General features: G+C 39.1%; 21 protein-coding genes, 1 riboswitch and 1 other annotated feature. Of the genes, 5 read left to right on the top strand and 16 right to left on the bottom strand.

The features are described from left to right. Positions 1 to 341: 341 nt before the first annotated feature. The 6 genes from A5816_RS12625 to rplK form a co-directional block, all read right to left on the bottom strand. Entirely contained in the window at positions 342 to 1544 is a 1203-nt protein-coding gene (locus A5816_RS12625) for an MFS transporter (protein WP_086311465.1), read from the bottom strand. 81 nt (positions 1545 to 1625) lie between these two features. Then, positions 1626 to 2315 (bottom strand): TVP38/TMEM64 family protein, encoded by a 690-nt coding sequence (locus tag A5816_RS12620; protein WP_086311464.1) that lies wholly within the window; start codon positions 2313 to 2315, stop codon positions 1626 to 1628. 106 nt (positions 2316 to 2421) lie between these two features. Then, positions 2422 to 2790 carry a 50S ribosomal protein L7/L12 gene (gene rplL / locus A5816_RS12615; protein ID WP_002291633.1) on the bottom strand — a complete coding sequence of 123 codons (369 nt, stop codon included), beginning with the start codon at positions 2788 to 2790 and terminating at the stop codon, positions 2422 to 2424. A gap of 52 nt (positions 2791 to 2842) precedes the next feature. Then, the gene (gene rplJ / locus A5816_RS12610) at positions 2843 to 3346 is read right to left on the bottom strand and encodes a 50S ribosomal protein L10 (protein WP_002291634.1); all 504 of its coding nucleotides are present in this window, start codon (positions 3344 to 3346) and stop codon (positions 2843 to 2845) included. Positions 3347 to 3549: 203 nt separating this feature from the next. Further along, positions 3550 to 3677 (bottom strand) — a sequence feature (ribosomal protein L10 leader region). A 78-nt stretch (positions 3678 to 3755) separates the two neighbouring features. Next, positions 3756 to 4445 (bottom strand): 50S ribosomal protein L1, encoded by a 690-nt coding sequence (rplA, locus tag A5816_RS12605; protein ID WP_002291636.1) that lies wholly within the window; start codon positions 4443 to 4445, stop codon positions 3756 to 3758. A 103-nt stretch (positions 4446 to 4548) separates the two neighbouring features. Further along, entirely contained in the window at positions 4549 to 4971 is a 423-nt protein-coding gene (rplK, locus tag A5816_RS12600; protein WP_002291638.1) for a 50S ribosomal protein L11, read from the bottom strand. A gap of 342 nt (positions 4972 to 5313) precedes the next feature. Between rplK and sdaAB the strand changes: the two genes are divergently transcribed. Further along, positions 5314 to 5982 carry an L-serine ammonia-lyase, iron-sulfur-dependent subunit beta gene (gene sdaAB / locus A5816_RS12595; RefSeq protein ID WP_010732884.1) on the top strand — a complete coding sequence of 223 codons (669 nt, stop codon included), beginning with the start codon at positions 5314 to 5316 and terminating at the stop codon, positions 5980 to 5982. A 12-nt stretch (positions 5983 to 5994) separates the two neighbouring features. Next, positions 5995 to 6867 carry an L-serine ammonia-lyase, iron-sulfur-dependent, subunit alpha gene (gene sdaAA, locus A5816_RS12590; RefSeq protein WP_002309997.1) on the top strand — a complete coding sequence of 291 codons (873 nt, stop codon included), beginning with the start codon at positions 5995 to 5997 and terminating at the stop codon, positions 6865 to 6867. Positions 6868 to 6959: 92 nt separating this feature from the next. On the opposite strand, the gene A5816_RS12585 is transcribed toward sdaAA, so the two are convergent. The 5 genes from A5816_RS12585 to rpmG all read right to left on the bottom strand — a co-directional run bounded on the left by A5816_RS12585 (position 6960) and on the right by rpmG (position 10102). Continuing rightward, positions 6960 to 8060, bottom strand: a complete 1101-nt coding sequence (locus A5816_RS12585; protein ID WP_002315669.1) for a lactate oxidase — start codon at positions 8058 to 8060, stop codon at positions 6960 to 6962. A gap of 91 nt (positions 8061 to 8151) precedes the next feature. Next, positions 8152 to 9051 carry an alpha/beta fold hydrolase gene (locus tag A5816_RS12580; protein ID WP_179189723.1) on the bottom strand — a complete coding sequence of 300 codons (900 nt, stop codon included), beginning with the start codon at positions 9049 to 9051 and terminating at the stop codon, positions 8152 to 8154. Between the two features lie 58 nt (positions 9052 to 9109). Beyond that, positions 9110 to 9655, bottom strand: a complete 546-nt coding sequence (nusG, locus tag A5816_RS12575; protein ID WP_002294580.1) for a transcription termination/antitermination protein NusG — start codon at positions 9653 to 9655, stop codon at positions 9110 to 9112. A 100-nt stretch (positions 9656 to 9755) separates the two neighbouring features. Next, positions 9756 to 9926, bottom strand: coding sequence for a preprotein translocase subunit SecE (gene secE / locus A5816_RS12570; protein WP_002373121.1), 171 nt, complete (start codon positions 9924 to 9926; stop codon positions 9756 to 9758). 23 nt (positions 9927 to 9949) lie between these two features. Continuing rightward, positions 9950 to 10102, bottom strand: coding sequence for a 50S ribosomal protein L33 (gene rpmG / locus A5816_RS12565; RefSeq protein WP_002294578.1), 153 nt, complete (start codon positions 10100 to 10102; stop codon positions 9950 to 9952). A gap of 161 nt (positions 10103 to 10263) precedes the next feature. Between rpmG and cbpA the strand changes: the two genes are divergently transcribed. After that, positions 10264 to 10908 (top strand): cyclic di-AMP binding protein CbpA, encoded by a 645-nt coding sequence (gene cbpA, locus A5816_RS12560; protein ID WP_002315667.1) that lies wholly within the window; start codon positions 10264 to 10266, stop codon positions 10906 to 10908. Positions 10909 to 10963: 55 nt separating this feature from the next. Here the strand turns inward: cbpA and A5816_RS12555 are convergent, their stop codons facing one another. Continuing rightward, positions 10964 to 11467 (bottom strand): QueT transporter family protein, encoded by a 504-nt coding sequence (locus A5816_RS12555; protein ID WP_002373120.1) that lies wholly within the window; start codon positions 11465 to 11467, stop codon positions 10964 to 10966. Positions 11468 to 11479: 12 nt separating this feature from the next. Then, a riboswitch (PreQ1 riboswitch) is annotated at positions 11480 to 11526 on the bottom strand. A 540-nt stretch (positions 11527 to 12066) separates the two neighbouring features. Here A5816_RS12555 and A5816_RS12550 point away from each other — a divergent pair. Then, on the top strand, positions 12067 to 13029 hold the full coding sequence (locus A5816_RS12550; RefSeq protein ID WP_002373119.1) for a diacylglycerol kinase family protein: 963 nt from the start codon (positions 12067 to 12069) through the stop codon (positions 13027 to 13029). Positions 13030 to 13265: 236 nt separating this feature from the next. Here A5816_RS12550 and A5816_RS12545 read toward each other — a convergent pair whose 3' ends face one another. From A5816_RS12545 to A5816_RS12530, 4 genes are all read right to left on the bottom strand, one after another. Then, positions 13266 to 15836, bottom strand: coding sequence for an ATP-dependent RecD-like DNA helicase (locus A5816_RS12545; RefSeq protein WP_086311462.1), 2571 nt, complete (start codon positions 15834 to 15836; stop codon positions 13266 to 13268). Between the two features lie 19 nt (positions 15837 to 15855). After that, positions 15856 to 16515 (bottom strand): histidine phosphatase family protein, encoded by a 660-nt coding sequence (locus A5816_RS12540; protein ID WP_010732878.1) that lies wholly within the window; start codon positions 16513 to 16515, stop codon positions 15856 to 15858. A 48-nt stretch (positions 16516 to 16563) separates the two neighbouring features. Next, positions 16564 to 17067: a tRNA (uridine(34)/cytosine(34)/5-carboxymethylaminomethyluridine(34)-2'-O)-methyltransferase TrmL gene (gene trmL / locus A5816_RS12535; protein ID WP_029682507.1), complete on the bottom strand. Its 504-nt coding sequence runs from the start codon at positions 17065 to 17067 to the stop codon at positions 16564 to 16566. A gap of 220 nt (positions 17068 to 17287) precedes the next feature. Beyond that, positions 17288 to 18154, bottom strand: coding sequence for a methyltransferase domain-containing protein (locus A5816_RS12530; RefSeq protein WP_086311461.1), 867 nt, complete (start codon positions 18152 to 18154; stop codon positions 17288 to 17290). A 108-nt stretch (positions 18155 to 18262) separates the two neighbouring features. Between A5816_RS12530 and A5816_RS12525 the strand changes: the two genes are divergently transcribed. Continuing rightward, complete coding sequence (locus tag A5816_RS12525) at positions 18263 to 18904, top strand: copper homeostasis protein CutC (protein ID WP_002309986.1); 642 nt, start codon at positions 18263 to 18265, stop codon at positions 18902 to 18904. Positions 18905 to 18940 lie beyond the last annotated feature (36 nt).

Raw genomic sequence — 18940 nt, 5'->3', positions numbered from 1 at the left:
AAAGTCTTGTCACAGCTCCTTCTTCTGAATAAATGGTGTTCAATTAGCTGACCTTCGTATTAGCTCAAACCGCTGATTTTACAACCTCTCGATAAACAGTGTTCAAAAGCCAGTTTCTCGGTATTAAGCCAAATTTATGCAAAAATGTGGAAAGCCATTTTCACAAAATTTTTCTTAATACTCGAAACTAAGCGGCTTTTTTACAACCTCTTTGTAAACGGTGTTCAAAAGCTTGCATCTGCAGTAATAAGCCCAACCAAAACAAAAAATATGAGGAACTATTTTTGTTTGGCTGTTCTTATTACTTGATGCATAACAGCTTTTTCACAACCTCTTTTCGTCTATTTTTTATTTTTGAGATTTCTCTTTCCTTTAAAAACAACTGTTTGAAAGAAAAACGCACATCCCTGAAAAACAAGTCCGCTAACCGTTACACCTAACCAACCATACTGTTGCCACATGGTCGTCCCTAGCAATGAACCAGCCGCACCTCCAATAAAGTACATAAACATAAATACAGTATTATTTCGGTTGCTTGCTGCTTCACCTAGTCCTTGTACTCGTGTTTGATTGGCGACTTGACCAAATTGATTCCCGACGTCTAATAAAATAATAGCTAAAAGCAAAATGGCCAAATGGCTTCCGCCAACCAATAAAGCAATAAAACTTATTGTTTGCATAACAAGTCCCATATATACAATTTTTCTTTCAGAATAAGAATCTGCCAGTCGTCCCACGATAGGTGCAGCGACTGCTCCAGACAACCCAAAAATCGCTAATATCCCTGCTTCAAAAGTCCCCCAATTGTAAGCGGGACTGCTGATATAAAAAATCAACGTAGACCAAAAGATTGAAAATGTGCCAAACATAAAAAATCCGCTGACTGCCGCTTCTCTTAATAAACGTTGAGAGGCAACTAAATGCGGCAAACTTTTGAGTGAATCAAGGTATGAAACAGATGTACTACTTTGCTGGACAGAACGCGGCATCTTCCAGTAAAGCAGAAGTGTAAGAATCCCGACGGCACATAAAGCAAATAAATAGATCATCCGCCAAGAAAAAAGACTGGCAACAATACCAGATACTGTCCGAGAAAGCAAAATCCCCACGAGTAAACCGCTAAGCAATGTTCCCATGACTTTTCCTCTTGCTTTTGGTCCCGCTAGTACCGCACCATAAGGAATGATGATTTGCGGCACGATCGAAAGTAATCCTATTAAAAAAGAAGCGCACGCAAATAACGCAAACGAAGGCGCAAAAAAAGCGGCCAACAGCGAGATAGCAGATAACGCTGCCATTCGTATAATTAATTTTGGACGATCCACCACGTCCCCTAAAGGAACTAAAAACAGTAGCCCTAGTGCATAGCCTAACTGAGTCAACATTGTCAATATCCCGACTGCACTTGTGCTAACAGATAAACTAGCTGCTACTTTTGTTCCAATCGGCTGGATATAATACATATTGGCAACAACGACGCCGCAAGTGATTGATAATAATAAAATAAGCGATATTGTTAAAGGTGTTTTTTCTTTACTCTCCATTGATTTCCCCCATTTCCTATCTTAGTTTACAACTTATGGAAAAGATTGGAAATAGAAAAATACAACTATTCGCCACAGTTATTATTTTTGTCTTTGTTTTCCTTGTTTTTTCTTGCGATCTTTATAAATGAAGACAACTAACCCTACTAGCACAGTAACACTTGCAACCAACGTGACTGCAGTTTTGTTATATCCGTGAAACAGAGCTTCTCCCCCACACGCATACAACACAGATGAAGGGATGACTCCAATCACGATCGACATTACGATTTGCTGAAGAGGCAACTTCATCGCATCTGCAGCAAAATTGACCATAGAAGATGGGATCACCGGTATCATGTAACCTAACATTACGCCTATTTTTGGATGTTTCATTTGCCGAATGGATTGCACCCAATGATTCGTTTCGGTTTTCTTATCTAAAAATTTCAATCGGTGCATCAAAAACACAGCGGAGATATTGCCCAAAGCATTCCCTAAAACATTGATACCTGCCCCAATAAACGGACCAAAGCTCAATCCGGCAATGACACCAATAACCGAAGTAGGGATACCCGGAACAGCACACATCACCGCTGTCAACACAATCAAGAGTAGCGATGCAGAAAAACCATGAGAACGAATATGTGCAAGCAGCTCTTCCTTACTTGCTCTAGGGTTTAAAAATAATTGTATATCTGTCTGGTATTCTAAATACAACCGATAACCCACCATCAGTATCAGAACGATTCCCAACGTGATCAAAATCAATCGGATTTTTTTCTTTTTCATATTACCTCCTGAAAAAAACTATATTCATTAAATAATAGTTTAACATAAAAACAAAAAAGCACCGAAATCCAAGATAGGATCTCAGTGCTTTCAAATAGTTAAAAAATTATTTAACAGTTACAGATGCGCCAACTTCTTCAAGTTTAGCTTTCAATTCGTCAGCTTCTTCTTTAGATACGCCTTCTTTAACTGGTGCAGGAGCGCCATCAACTACAGCTTTAGCTTCTTTCAAGCCTAAGCCAGTTGCTTCACGAACTGCTTTGATAACTTTAACTTTTTGGTCTCCAGCTGCAGTTAATTCTACAGTGAATTCTGTTTGTTCTTCAGCAGCAGCAGCGCCACCAGCAGCAGCTACAGCTACAGGAGCAGCAGCAGATACGCCAAATTCTTCTTCAATAGCTTTAACTAGGTCGTTAAGTTCTAGGATAGTTGCTTCTTTTAACTCAGCAACGATGTTTTCAATGTTCAATGCCATTATAATTTCCTCCGTTTAAATGTTCTTTTTTATTTAATACTTTATGCGGCAATTAAGCTGCATCTCCATCTTCTTTGTCTGCCACTGCTTTGACAGCGTAAGCCACGTTGCGGACTGGCGCTTGTAGTACAGATAGCAACATAGATAGAAGTCCTTCGCGATTTGGCAATTTTGCCAATGCTGTGATTTCTTCCAATGAAGATACTTTACCTTCGATGATACCGCCTTTGATTTCTAATGCTTTTGCTTCTTTAGCAAATTCGTCCATGATTTTCGCTGGTGCAACTACATCTTCGTTACTGAATGCAACGGCTGTAGGTCCAGTGAATACTTCGTCCATGCCTTCAAGGCCAGCTTTTTTAGCTGCACGTGAAAGAATTGAGTTTTTGATAACTTTCATTTCTACGTTAGCATCACGAAGTTGTTTACGTAAACGTGTTACTTCATCAACTGTTAATCCGCGGTAGTCAACGACTACTACTGATGCAGCTGCTGTAAATTTTTCGCTTACTTCATCAACGATTGCTGCTTTTTTTGCGATAATTGCTTCACTCATTTTTGAGTTTCACCTCCTGAATTTTGATGGAAGAGTTTTTTGAACTGAAAAGGCAAATCACTTGTATAGTTTCTTTGCTCAACCAGTATTGTTTATCATCTATTCTCTTCGTTCATAGTGATTCTACTCGCTTTGCTCGAAAGGAAACTCCTTTCGCTTTGCTCAACCAGTATTGTTCATCATCTCTTCACTTCGTTCATAGTGATTCACAATAAAAAACTCTATGCCACCGCAGACATAGAGGGACTATTGAATATATTCAATAAACGTCCTCGGTAGGAAATTAAGGCTTGGAGCCACCTACTGTCTTCGGTACAAGTTAATTATTAACCTCAACTAGCTTAGCATGCTAAACTAGTCGAGTCAAGAATTATTTTTCAGTTGGATCAATCAACGTTCTAATATTTGATTAGAAAGAAGCTTGGTCAACATGGATACCAGGTCCAAATGTTGTTGTGATCGTTACATTTTTCATGTATTGACCTTTAGCTGCTGATGGTTTAGCTTTTAGCAATACATCATGGATTGTTGCAAAGTTTTCAACTAATTTTTCATCATCAAATGAAACTTTTCCGATTGGTACATGGATGTTTCCAGCTTTGTCTACACGGTAAGTTACTTTACCAGCTTTCACTTCGTTTACTGCTTTTGTTACATCCATTGTAACTGTACCAGTTTTAGGGTTTGGCATTAAGCCTTTTGGTCCTAATACACGTCCTAGACGACCTACAGTAGCCATCATATCAGGTGTTGCAACAACTACGTCAAAGTCAAACCATCCGTTTTGGATTTTTTGAACCATGTCGTCGTCACCTACGAAATCTGCACCAGCTGCTTCAGCTTCTTTTGCTTTGTCTCCTTTAGCAAAAACTAAAACAGTTTGTGTTTTACCAGTTCCGTTTGGTAATACAACAGCACCACGGATTTGTTGGTCTGCTTTTTTAGGGTCTACGTTCAAACGGTATGCAACTTCAACTGTTGCATCAAATTTTGCAATGTTTGTTTCTTTTGCTAAAGCTACTGCTTCGGCAACAGGATAAACTTTACTTGAATCAACTTTTTTTAATGCATCTTGCATTTTTTTGCTCTTTTTAGCCATTTTGGTTCCTCCTTGATTGTGGTTATAACGGTTGTACCTCCCACGTGTTCTATATCTTTCAATATAGAGCCAACTGAGAAGCTGCTGTCTTAGGGTGTAGAGATTATTCTACAGTGATCCCCATGCTTCGTGCAGTTCCTTCAACCATGCGCATTGCTGCTTCAACGTTAGCTGCGTTTAGGTCTTCCATTTTTAATTCAGCGATTTCTCTTACTTGATCGCTAGAAACTTTCGCAACTTTATTTTTGTTTGGTTCACCTGAACCTTTTTCGATTTTAGCTGCTTTTTTCAATAGAACAGCAGCTGGCGGTGTTTTTGTAACGAATGTGAATGAACGGTCTTCGTATACAGAAATAACAACCGGAATGATCAAACCTGCTTGATCAGCTGTACGAGCGTTGAATTCTTTTGTGAATCCCATGATATTGATACCCGCTTGACCTAGTGCAGGACCTACTGGTGGAGCTGGAGTTGCTTTCCCTGCAGGAATTTGCAATTTAACGATTTTTTCTACTTTCTTTGCCACGAGACATACCTCCTTAAGTCCGTGATGTGGTTAATTGGAGATGCATATTTCTCCTCCCACGTTTTATCTGATCTGAAAAAATCCAGACAAATAATGTGCAAAACAATGCACACTGGTACAGTATAGCAAATTTATTTGTTTTTTCAAGATTTTTTTCTGCTATTTTTACATTTTGCTTGAATAAACGCTAAATTTATTCTAAAAAAACAACAATTTTTCGTTCCCATTTCTTCTTTTATGTTACACTTGCGCTAGCATGGTTCAACAGATGAAAACAAACAATAACGCGGTTTTTTAGACCCTTGTACAAAGATTCCTACATAATAAAATGAGGTGGAGAAAATGAAAGATTTAAGGTATAGAAGTGTCTTTGATATTATTGGACCTGTGATGATTGGTCCAAGTAGCTCCCACACAGCTGGAGCAGCTAGAATTGGGAAGATCGTACGCAGTATATTTGGCGAGCAACCTGATTCTGTAGATATTTATCTATATGAATCATTTGCAAAAACCTATCGGGGGCACGGAACAGACATTGCATTAGTTGGCGGTCTATTAGGAATGGAACCTGATGATGAACGTTTAGCTGATTCTTTGAAATTGGCATATGAAGCTGGCATGGAAGTCTTGTTTGTTCCTAAGAGTGAAAAAGCCGAACATCCAAACTCTGTAAAGATGCTTCTAAAAAAAGGAACACGAAAGCTTTCAGTTACTGGCATTTCGATTGGCGGTGGCAATATCCAGATTTCTGAATTGAATGGATTCAAAATTTCTTTAAGCATGGGAACACCTACCTTGATCGTTGTCCACCAGGATGTTCCAGGGATGATCGCTAAAGTGACTGGTATACTTTCTGAAACCAATACGAATATCGGTACTATGACAGTGACACGGGAATCAAAAGGCGAAAGTGCCATCATGATCATTGAAGTAGATAATCCTCAAGTTGAAGAAACAGTAAGAAGACTCAAACAGCTGCCAAATATCGACAGCGTAAACTATTTCGATTAAGGAGCTGAAAAAATGTTTTTATCGATTGAAGAATTAGTAGACCAAGCGAAAGCTTATTCAAGTGTAGCAGAATTGATGATTGCAGTTGAAATGGAAATGAGCGGCCGTTCCCGTAGTCAGATCATTGCGATTATGGAAAAAAATCTTTCAGTAATGGAACAATCAATCAACGAGGGAAAAGAAGGTGTCACCTCCGTCACAGGGATTACCGGTGGCGATGCAAAAAAATTAGATGATTATTTGAACGAGGCAGATTTTTTGAGCGGAGAAACGATCTTAAAGGCTGTACGCAACGCTGTAGCTGTTAACGAAGTCAATGCAAAAATGGGATTGATTTGTGCTACACCGACTGCTGGCAGTGCGGGGGTTGTTCCTGGTGTGTTAATGGCTGTCCGAGATCGGCTTGGTTTGTCACATGAACAACAATTGGAATTTTTGTTTACTGCTGGCGCTTTCGGGTTAGTAATCGCGAACAACGCTTCTATTAGTGGCGCAGAAGGGGGTTGTCAAGCAGAAGTTGGTTCTGCAAGTGCAATGGCAGCGGCAGCTTTGGTTTGCGCAAAAAACGGAACTCCTCATCAAGCAGCTCAAGCAGTAGCCATCACATTGAAAAATATGATGGGACTGATTTGTGATCCTGTTGCAGGTTTAGTTGAAGTACCTTGTGTCAAACGTAATGCTTTAGGGTCTTCTCAAGCTTTCATCTCTGCTGATATGGCATTAGCGGGTATCGAAAGTGTCATTCCACCGGATGAAGTCGTTGCTGCGATGTATCAAGTCGGACGTCAAATGCCATCGATTTTCAAAGAGACAGCAGAAGGCGGCTTAGCTGTTACGCCAACTGCTAAGCGACTTACGGAAGAGATTTTAAATAAGAGGTCGTAAAAAAGCTGCTTAGTTTCGAGTATTAAGAGATTAGTTATTTCCATCACAAAAAAACGAAGAGACGCACAGTTAGGCCTCTCTTCGTTTTTTTATTAATCCATCAATTTCGTATTTTTTACTTCATCAATCGTTTTTGTTCCTGCAAGTTGCATCGTGATCGACAATTCTTTGTTCAGATGTTCAAAAACAGAAGTTACTCCTTCTGCCCCACCTAGATTCAATCCATAAATCACTGGTCGACCAATCGCAACTAAGTCAGCACCACTTGCCAAAGCTTTAAAGACATGTTCTCCTCGACGGACGCCAGAGTCGAAAATCACTGGCACACGTTTATTGACTACTTCGGCAATTTTTGGCAATACTTCAAAGGAAGCAGGACCTCCGTCTAATTGTCGACCCCCATGATTAGATACCCAGATACCATCTGCCCCTGCAGAGATAGCGATTACTGCATCTTCTGGCGATTGTATTCCTTTTACGATGACTGGAAGATTGGTGATTTCTTTGATTGTTTTGATGTCATCTGGTGTCAAGCCTTGTTTTGCGGCTGCATAAATTTCTGCAATTCCTTTTCCTTCGCCATTCCCACTTGCACTTTGTTCGCTATAAGCAGCTAAATTAGGCATTGGTAATGGAAATTGGAATTGATTGATCACATCTTCTTCACGGTAACCACCGAGCGTTGAATCTGCCGTTAAAATAATGGCTTTGGCCCCTGCTTCTACTGCTTTTTTCAAAATGAACTCATTGAATCCATCGTCTTTACTCATATATAATTGGAAAAACTGCGGTGCGCCTGGCGCTGCATCTGCTGCATCTTTGATTGTCGTATTTGCATAAGTGCTGATGGAAAAGATTGATCCAGCAGCAGCTACCCCTTTAGCTGTATCAGCTTCCCCTTTTTCATGTGCCAATCCTTGGGCCGCTGATGGCGCTTGGATAATCGGTGTGTCTAATTCAATTCCAAAAACTGATGTATGCAAATCTGCTGAGTCGATTCCGCGTAATATCCGTGGCATGATTTTTTTTGTATTAAAAGAAGTCGTATTTTCTTTCATCGTCCACTCATCTTCAGAACCACCGCGAATATAGCCAAAAGCTCCTGCTTCCATGCGCTCTTTTACACGACCTTCTAGTGAGGCAATGTTTACAATATCGATTGGATGTTCTTCATTACTTGTATGATAAGTCATAGTAGATCCTTCTTTCATCTTCTTGATTACATATAAATCATACTATCCTTACAAAAAGTAAGCAAATTTTTACTCTCGGATCCTTTTCTTGCTATTCGTTCCAAACAAATCGACTAACAAGCTGATCTACTTCTTGGTTTTCATGAAGCATACTATGAGCGGCATTTTCGCCTTTTACTATTTTTTCTTCTACTTCATTTCCGTGTTGTTTCAACAACGCATAGACAGCTAATGCACTGTTTAACGGTACTGTCCCATCACTCAAGTCTGCTTCATCTAATTGTCCGGCAATCAGGAAAAATCGAGTAGTTGTAGGCATATTTCCGATCATTTGCTGATAATCTTGATAGCGGCTAGAAACAACAGCAGGCCCCTTTGCTAACTCCTCTGTCAGAGATTGCCCACTGTCATCGACAAAATCATTAAAAGGTGCACCAATTGCCGTAAATGTCTGAACTTGCGGCAATGACGTATCCTGTCCATATGTTCCTAAATAGCGTAATGCACTAACTCCTCCCATGGAATGCCCCACTATGTTGACTTTGTCTATGCCCTCGTTTTCTTTCAGATACAAAAGACAAGATTTGATCCATTCTGCTTGGTTCCACTCGTTGTTTTTATTATCTTCAAACAATACTTGGACCATCAGGTTGTCTGCTTTTCCAGACAAGTCCCCTTCTGCTTGTATTTGTCCATCTGCTCCTACTATTAAAACTAATTCTTTTACTGCTTTTTGATTTTTTTCCAAACGTTGCAACATCCCTTTAAAGGAATTTTCTGTCCCGCTGTAGCCATGGAAAAAAAGTGTTGGAATAGTGGTTTTTTCTATCACTTTACTGGATTCTACCGTTTTTTCTTTATCAGAAACTACAGTAGTCTTCGTCGTCTGGCAACCACTTATCGCAAACAAGCTGATAAGCACTAAAGCTGCTGTAGCCGCATGTTTGCATACATTTTTGATTCGATTTGTCATTCGCCTCTTCCTTTCCATATAGAAAAAAGAAAGACTTGAAAGGTCAATCGTATGATCGACATTTCAAGTCTCTTTATTAATCGATTTTATCTACTTGATCGAAATCAAGTTCTGTACTTGTTTCACGACCAAACATATCGATGTTGACTTTCAATTTTTCTTTTTCTCCGTCAACTTCTGTTACTTGTCCTTCTAATCCAGCAAATGCGCCTTCGATGATTTTCACAACTTCGCCAACTTCTACTTCTAGATCATTTTGTCGTAGACTCATTCCGATAGAACGCAAGATATGATTGACTTCTTCTGGAAGTAGTGGTGCTGGTTTGCTTCCAGCTCCGTGTGAACCAACGAATCCTGTCACGCCTGGTGTGTTACGGACAACATACCAGGAAGCGTCTGTCATGATCATTTCAACAAGAACATATCCTGGAAATGTTTTATGAACGATTTCTTTTTCTTTCCCATTTTTGACTTCTGTTTCTTTTTCTTCAGGAACAACGACACGGAAAATAAAGTCGGCCATTTTCATACTTTGCGCACGAGATTCGATATTTGCTTTTACTTTGTTTTCATATCCTGAATATGTATGCAAGACATACCAGTTTTTTTCAAAAGATTCCATTGAAGGCTCCTCATTTCATTGTAAAATAAAAAAACCTCAGTACACCCGAAGTTTTTCTTTCGCTTCATTATAGCACTAAAAGCACGTTGTGGCTAGCGAGTTATTTTAAGATCCAGCCAAATAAACTTTGGATTGCTGTATCCATTACGTAAAACATCAACCCGAAAAGAATAGAAGTTTCGATAACTACCAACGTATCTTTACGAAGTTGTTTTCTGCTTGGCCAAGTTACTTGTTTGATTTCATCTTTTACGCTTTTTAGAAATTTCATGAGACATCCTCCTTTGCTGCTGTTTATTTCGTTTCTTTATGTAATGTATATTGATTACAATATTTACAAAATTTGTTGATTTCTAAACGTTCGCCGCTTTTTCCTTCACTGACTGATTTTGTGTAGTTACGAGACCCACAAACGGAACAAGCGAGTGCTGCTTTTTTCTTTGCCATTTACTTCTGCCCCCTTGCTGAGAATCAGACTTATACTTAATAACAGTATCACGTAACTTTTTACTTGTCAATTTGTGAAATAAACTATCTATTGTTTTAGATAAAATTATGATATGATTAATTTGAAATTAAGCTAAAATGAGACAATTGGAGGTATAGCGATGCTATTAAAAACACTTGTATATAAGAAAAAAGATCTGACAACCGTTACAGAGACTAGTACATTAGAAGAAGCATTAAAAATTTTAGAAACTTCCGGATACCGTTGTGTGCCGATCTTAGATTCTTCAGGTAATATTTTCCGTGGAAATATTTACAAAATGCACATCTATCGTCATAAAGCAAACGGCGGTGATATGACGCTTCCTGTCACTCATCTTTTGAAAAATGCCACAAAGTTCATTTATCTGGATACTTCTTTCTTCAAAGTATTCTTTACGATCAAAGAGCTTCCTTACATTGCTGTCCTTGACAGTGAAAATCATTTTTATGGTATTTTGACACATAGCACATTACTTAATATGCTCTCTCAATCTTGGAGCGTAGAACAAGGAAGCTATGTGCTGACAATTGCTTCTACAGGAAAGCAAGGAGATCTGGCTGCTATCGCAAAAATCATTTCAAAACACAGTAGCATTGCCAGCTGCATTACTCTTGATATCGAAAAAGACGAATACATCCGACGTACGTTGATTACGCTGCCGGCAAACACTGAACCGAAAGTATGTGAAACGATCGTCAACCACTTAGAGAAAAAGAATTATAAAGTGGTAGAAATCGAAAATTTGCAAAACCAAGAAGCATAATAAAAACGACAAAAGAAGTACAGCTCAGCTGCTTTCTTTTGTCGTTTTTTTACAATTAGATACGCTTTTCAAAATCAAGCGAACGATCTAAATAATACATCAGTGGTGCTGAAACAGCCATGATGATGAACTCGCTTAATGCAAGTGTACCATAGGTTGTCCAAAATGCTTGGCCACCTGTCGGAACTAGCATATAAGCAATCAATCCCATGCTGATAGTAAAGAAGATCGTGTTCAATACTAAACGCATCTTTACATTTGTCACTTTGTTTTGCAATAAAGCTGTCAGACCTAAAGAAAGCAATGTTTGGCCACCGCCAAAAACCACATCCATGATACCAAATCCAAAGAAAGCATTATAGACGATGACCCCGCCCAAAACTCCCCAAAGTAATTTACGGTTAAAGACAACTAAATGATTCAAACTTTCTGAAATACGAAACTGGATCGGCCCTGAGGATACAGGCGCAACTAAAATAGTTAGCGCTAGATAAAGAGCCATGATGATACCATTTACAACGATTACGGACAACCGTTGTCTGCTTTTCGTTTTTTGCATTTTCTCTCCTCGTTTCTCCTAGTTTTTTTAACGCGGGATGGTTGATGAACCGCGATTATGTGAAACAAACAATAATTATAACAGACTTTTCATTTATTTCAATCTGTCTTATCTACTTTTGAAAAAAGTAAATAAACAAAAATGTAAACGCTTGCTAAAAGTCTCAAAATATGGTATAAGATAAGTGTAAGGGGTCATAAGAATTCCCAGTAAAGCAGACGAAATAGGTTCTGCACGAAAAGAATTGTTGTGAAACTTAAATAAATAAAAAAGGATGTGGGAATTTGAGCAACCTCTTACTAGAGAATAGTCTAGCAAGCAGCTGAAGATCTAAGTGGACATACCGAACCTTGGAACTTCTCCTTACGTAAGTAATGGATGATGCGCTTGCTAGGCTTTTTTGTGTTTTTCGGTCTCCAGGCCTTTTTCATTCTCCTAGTCTTCTGCTATAATAACCAAGAATTAATTTTGTAACAGGTGTTTTTTTGTAAAAAACAAGTTTCTTTCATTCCAAAAATAGAAAAAGCTTGCTAATTATTGGTTAACCAGCAAACAGGATGATTAAAATATCTTGTTGTATTGAATAGCAGGAGGAAAATATGAAATTCCATTATCATTTATTGATCAATCCATCGGCAGGCAGTGGAAACGGCCATAAAGTAGCAGAAAAAATCTTGCCGGTATTAAAAAATAAACATGTCGACTATACCCTTCATTACAGTGAATACAAAGGACATGATGCGGAGATTGCTGAAATTCTGGCAAAAGAAACATTAGTACCTTGGACAGAAGAACAGGAAACAATCGAAACTTTCCCTCTTTTGATCATCGTAGGAGGAGACGGTACCTTGCATCAGGTACTTGATACTTTCTATCAGATGGAAGTTGAATTTCCTGTCGCTTATATTCCAGCAGGCTCTGGAAATGATTTTGCTCGAGGAGCGGGACTTTCCAAGAATCCTAAAAAAGCACTTCAGCTGATTTTAGCAGCTCAATCACCAGATAAAGTCCATATAATGGCTTATGAAGAAAAAATAAGTGAAAAAAAAGGAATAGCTGTTAATAATTTCGGTATTGGATTAGATGCGGCTATCGTCCACGCGACAAATCATTCTTCTACAAAAGAGCGATTGAACAAATACAACTTAGGTTCTTTTTCGTACTTGTTCTCTATTCTCCGGACTTTATTTACTCAAAAAGGATTTCCAATTCTAGTGGATGCAGGAGGAAAGCAGTTAAGTTTTTCAAATGCATTTTTATGTACAGCAACGAAGCATCCTTTTTTTGGAGGAGGAATCGCAATTGCTCCAACTGCAGATGCGTCTAAACCAGTCATTGATTTTGTCGTGGTCGAACGAATCAATATTTTTAAAATCATATGGCTTATCCTTTTACTTATGCAGAAAAAACAATTGAAATCGAAATATTTCCATCACTACACAACAAACAGATTACGAATCGTTTCAACAACGCCGCAATATGGTCAAGAAGATGGAGAAGATGTCGCTCCTCGTCCTTTTGATCTGCAGTTTTCTACAAAAAATCAGTTATTTTTCAAGTAGTTTCGAGTATGAAGAAAAATTTTGTGGAAATGGCTGTTCACATTTTTGCATAAATTTGACTTCATACCGAGAAACTGTCTTTTGAACACCGTTTACCAAGACGGCATGAGCCTACAATTTCACTCCAAGTCACCAAGAATAATTTCAAAAAGCGGATGAGGCACACGTCGTGTCACATCCGCTTTTTAAGTGATCAATATTGCCAATAAATAGCGCATACGTATCGTCAGATTCGTTTATAATGTATAAGGTGTAATGTTTTCCATACCAATCATTGGATCTACTAATTTCTGATTAATCGCTTCTGCAGTAAGAACGAACTCCTTAGGAACAGCAGGTTCTATCTCTTCTTTCTTTTCCTCTACAACCGATGAAGAGAACAGATCTGGTTCCACTGTTTCCATTACTTGGTTTTTCGATTCATTCGTTCCACTGTCGTCTTTTATAGGTAACTTTTCTTTTATGTCCTGCGACTCTTTCGTATAGGTCCCATCTTCAAATGGATCATTTCCAATCAAAGAATCTTCATAAGCTGCTAGTTTTGTCCGCAGAGTGATAGTCATTTCTTCATTATCGATGATTCTTGATTTCAGCGTAGTCATTCGGCTTGCCGATTCATTCGCTACACAAGTGGCATACGCTTGCTCTTCCCCTAACAAAATCAACAGTTCCTTACTCCGAGTAACCGCCGTGTAGAGTAGATTACGCTGAAGCATGCGCTGATATTGATGGACCATGGGCAAAATAACCATTTTGAATTCACTGCCCTGTGATTTATGGATCGAGCAACAATAAGAAAGAGTAATTTTATTCCACTCGTTTCTTTTATAAGTGACCTCATTTGCATCAAATTGGATAACTAATTCATCCACTTTATCTTCCGAATCTTTTGCCAAGATAATCCCAGTGATTTCTCCCATATCTCCATTGAATACATTCAATTCAGGAGTATTGACTAACTGGAGTACTTTGTCTCCTATCCGATAAACGGTGTCGTTCCAATGCACTTCCTTTTTCCCAGGTCTCCCTGGATTGAATATCTCTTGCATCATTTTATTTAACGCGTCGATCCCTGCAGGTCCCCGATACATTGGTGCTAATACTTGGATATCTTGTGCACGGAATCCCTTATTTTTCGCTTTTTCCACAATTTTAGAAATCAAGGGTTCAATTTGATAAGCGTCGCTTCGGAAATAGGAACGATCTTTTTGATTCTTTGTGAAATCTTTTGGTAGACGTCCTTCTTTGATTTCATGGGCAAGAGGAATAATACTAGAACCATCACCTTGTCGATAAATCTGATTGAGTTCCATTTTAGGAATTTGTTCGATTTCCAAAAGGTCATGTAGCACTTGTCCAGGACCAACAGAAGGAAGCTGATCTTTATCTCCTACTAGGATAACCTGCATATTCGTCGGAATCGCTTTGAATAATGTGTTAGCCAGCCATGTATCGACCATAGACATCTCATCAACGATCAAAAGTCCGCCTTCTAATTCTTTCGTGCTGACTGAAGGTGTTTTTTCCCGTCCATTCAGCCCAAGTAAACGATGGATTGTACTGGCAGGCAGACCTGTTGTCTCGTTCATTCGTTTAGCTGCCCGGCCAGTGGGTGCTGCAAGCAGAATAGGAAAAATTTCTTGGGTATATTTTGACGGATCCAATTCCAGACCATTCAACTCTGCAAAAAGATTGACGATTCCATTGATCACAGTAGTTTTCCCCGTACCTGGCCCTCCTGTTAAAATAAATAGAGGGGAACGGATGGCTTCAGCGATTGCTTGTTCTTGCGAGGGTCCATACTGTATACCGAATAATTTTTCGATACGCCGAATATTTTTCTGCACTTCTTTTTCAGGATAATGGATTTCTTTTTTACGGCTGAGCAGACGTTGGATGGAATTGCCGATTCCCCATTCAGAAAAATACAAACTGTTTTCGTAAAGATTCGTTTCTTCTTGTTGGATTTTTCCTTCTTCAACAAGCTGGATAATCACAGTAGCAACCTGATCAGGCAGAATTTCGATTGGACGACTTGTTTCTAAAATACGGATGGTTTGCTGAAGCAATGTTTCCGCCGGTACGTATGTATCTCCTGTTTGAACAGCATGCTGAAAAATCTGATGCAAGATGGCTGCTCGGATTCTTCTAGGTGAATCTGCTGCAATACCGATTTGTTCGGCTAGATTATCTGCACGTTTGAACCCGATTCCTTCTATGTCTTCGACTAGCTGATACGGATTTTCTTCGATGATATCCAAAGACTCGTTCTTATAGGTCTGATAAATACTGAAGGCTAACTGACTACCGAATCCATAACGATTCAATCCCATGATTACTTGATCCATCCCGTGATTTAGACGAATGGTCTCAGCAAGCATTTCTCTTTTTGGCTTCGTTAAACCAGCGATTTGTTTTAATACCGAAGGATCAGCAATGATTTTTTCGATAGCATCTTCTCCCAGCAACTCGACGATTTTCTCTGCTGTTTTCTTACCGATTCCAGGGAATTTTTCGCTGGAAAGATAAGCTACGATCCCATTCGCAGTTGTTGGTTTTTCTTGCTCATATCTTTCGACTTTAAGCTGTCTTCCGTATTTAGGGTGATCCACTAGTTCTCCATAAAATCGATAGGTCTCATTTTCTTGGATATCGCCAAAGCTTCCGGTAACTACAATCTCTTTTTCACGGTAATCAGCTGTGGTTTCGCTGATGTGTACCAAAAGCACTTTGTAAAAATTACTAGGATTTTGAAAAAAAATCGCGGCAACTGTACCAACGAAATAAGGCATTTCTTCTGGCTGCATCGGAAGCCGCCTCCTTCTTCTATAGTAAAGGTTCTGGTGCTGTTTCAGTTCCTAAAAAATCTGTTTGGTTCCATACCTTCAGTTCATACGGCAATAATTTGCAAGGCTCTTCAGTCTCTAAAATCGTCAGGCTGCTATTGAACAAACCGCCCATTTCCCGCAACTCACTTAGCTCTTTCCCTGTCATCCATTGAATGGCAGCAGTTAATGAGGCCCCATGACCTACGAATAAAAGAGGTCCGTTTTTATGTTGAGCAACCGCATCCGCTACAACAGTTTCAATACGTGTGATTGCTGATTCAATCGTTTCTCCATGAAAAGGAGAAGGATCATATAGATCTAAGTGATTACGCAAATTCGGCAGATTATCTGGGTATTTCTGATACATTTCATCGATTGATTGTCCTTCTAAAGTACCTAGCCCTAGTTCTCGCAGTTTATCTGTATAAAAAATCTCTACCGGACGAGCAAGCTCTTTATTGATACCTTCTGCTGTATCGCGTGCTCGTTTTGCTGTACTGGAATAAATTGCTTTAAAAGGAACATATTTTACTTTTTTCCCAAATGCTTTGATTTCTTCATAACTTTGAGGCAAAAGCGGAGAATCGCCATTGCTCCCTTGAAAACGTCTTTCCTGATTCCATTGTGTCTTCCCATGTCGGGTAAAATATAGTTCCATACACAGCAAACTCCTGTCTTTCTTTTATTTTACTCTATAATAAACTGTCTAATCCAGCTTGTCATTTTCATAATGGTGCGTTAATTCTAAATTAGGGAATCCTTGCTGACGAAGTGCTTCGTACACAATCATTGCAGCTGTATTCGATAAATTCAATGAACGAACATGCTCATCATTCATAGGGATGCGCAAACACTTTTCCTCGTTTTCGCGCATAAACGTTTCTGGCAAGCCAGTTGTTTCCTTTCCAAATAAAAAGAAGTGCTCTTCTCCATCAGCAAAATTTTCTTCACTGTATACCTTATGGGCAAATTTTGAGATCAAGTGTAGTTTACGATCACCTAAAAATGCTAAAAAAGCTTCTAAATCACTGTGATAAGTAATATTTACATCATTCCAATAATCTAACCCTGCTCGTTTCAGATGTTTGTCATCCGTTGAAAAACCTAGGGGCTCAATTAAATGAAGCGGCGTATTCGTGGCCGCACACGTACGGGCAATATTTCCGGTGTTTGCAGGTATTAACGGTTCGAATAAAACGATATGATTCATCAGGATCATTCCTCTCATATTTATGTTCGTTTCTATTTTCTGACAATTTGATTTTTGCATAAAAAAAAACGTATCAACTCGGTGTCAGTCACTGCGAGTCGTTACGTTAGTGAAGCTCTTCTCACTAACTTTTATCAGAACAGGAACCTGATAAAAACCAATGAAAAAACAACTTGTTGCTACTATAACACCCTCAACTTACTTTTGCAACCTCTACTCTTTAAAAACTACTAGAAAACCGTTTTCTCTTAGTTCCTTTTAATAATTCTATGTCAATTGTAATCTTATTCAAAGGATTCTTGTACAAGTCTGCTTTGATTTCCTCCTCCACTTGCCACTCTAAGGGCGACATTGCTAAAAGATCTTTTCGATTTTCTTCTGGTATCTCAAATTCATAGGTCACACGCTGACGTTCAGTTAGTTTCATCGATTCAGTAAACTTTGCGACTACACGATCATTGGAATAGCTTTGTTTTTCAGGTTGATTCGGATAAAAAGCCTGACGCAGTTCTTTTAAATAATTTTCTTGCGGCACTACCTTCAGCACCTCTCCATCTTCTGACAGTACACGTTGAAATTCTTGGTAATGAGAAGGCGAAAAGATATTTAAGATCGTGTTAAATGTCTGATCAGCAAATGGCAAATTGGTCAAATCCGCTACACACCAAAATGCCTCGACAGATTGTTCCGTAGCTGCATAGACCCCTTCTTTTGAAATATCAAATCCAACAGCAGTTTGAATCTTTTTCAATTTTGAAAGTTCATTCAAGAAGCTTCCTTCTCCACAGCCGACATCTAATAGTGAGACTTCATTAGGCAGATGCTGTGCGATAGTCTCAATAACAGGCTGATACATGCCTGATTGGATCATTCTACGCCTTGGAACGAACATTTCTTGATCATATTCTGTTTTAACCGCGTGGGATAAAAAGTAAAGTGTTCCTTTTTTGGACAGATCAAAACGGTGATTATTTTTACATATCAAGCCATTATCAGACTTTTCTACCTCTTCTTGGCAAACTGGACAGCGGAACAGCTGATGTTTTTCTGCCAAAAACTGGCGTCCTCGGTCAATTTTTTTTAACATAGTTCCCCCTCATTTCTGTTTTATCTTACCGTTAGATGCTCACTTTGGCAACTGGTAAAAATATGATACAATGCCTACAAGAAAGTGAAAGACAAAGGAGAAGATCAGATGATCAAAGAATTTTGTGCTGAAAACTACACATCTATTCCTCTGGCAATTGCCAGAGGAGCTAACCGAATCGAATTATGTGACAACTTAGCGGTCGGCGGAACGACCCCAAGTACTGGTGTGATCGAAGAAACATTAAGTTACGCAGGGGAAAAAAATATCCCTGTAATGACGATTATCCGTCCTAGAGGGGGCGATTTTGTCTATAACGATATCGAATTGAAAATTATGCATACTGATTTGATTGAAGCAAAGAAATTAGGGACGGATGGCGTAGTTTTTGGTTGTCTTACTCCCTCAGGATGGCTAGACGAAGAAGCATTGGAACTATTGATCGAAACCGCAGAAGGCGTACAGATCACCTTCCATATGGCTTTTGACAGTATTCCTGAAGAACGGCAATTTGAAGCAATCGATTGGCTAGCTGCGCACGGTGTTGACCGTATCTTGACGCATGGCGGCCCTGCTGATCAAACGATTGAAGAACATTTCCCACGGCTCAAAGAATTGATTGACTATGCAGATGGCCGTTTGATTATTTTGCCCGGTGGTGGCGTAACAGCAGCGAATGCAGCACATGTAGCTAAAGAATTAAACGTGAGTGAAGTCCACGGAACTAAAATCGTTGAACTTCAGCCATAATCTTATAAACAAAAAAACATTGGCAACAAGTATACT

This window comes from Enterococcus sp. 3G1_DIV0629, assembly GCF_002141285.1.
Taxonomy (GTDB): Bacteria; Bacillota; Bacilli; order Lactobacillales; family Enterococcaceae; genus Enterococcus_B; species Enterococcus_B lactis.
Note: the sequence above shows the minus strand (reverse complement) of the source record. Positions and strands in the feature narration are given on the sequence as shown.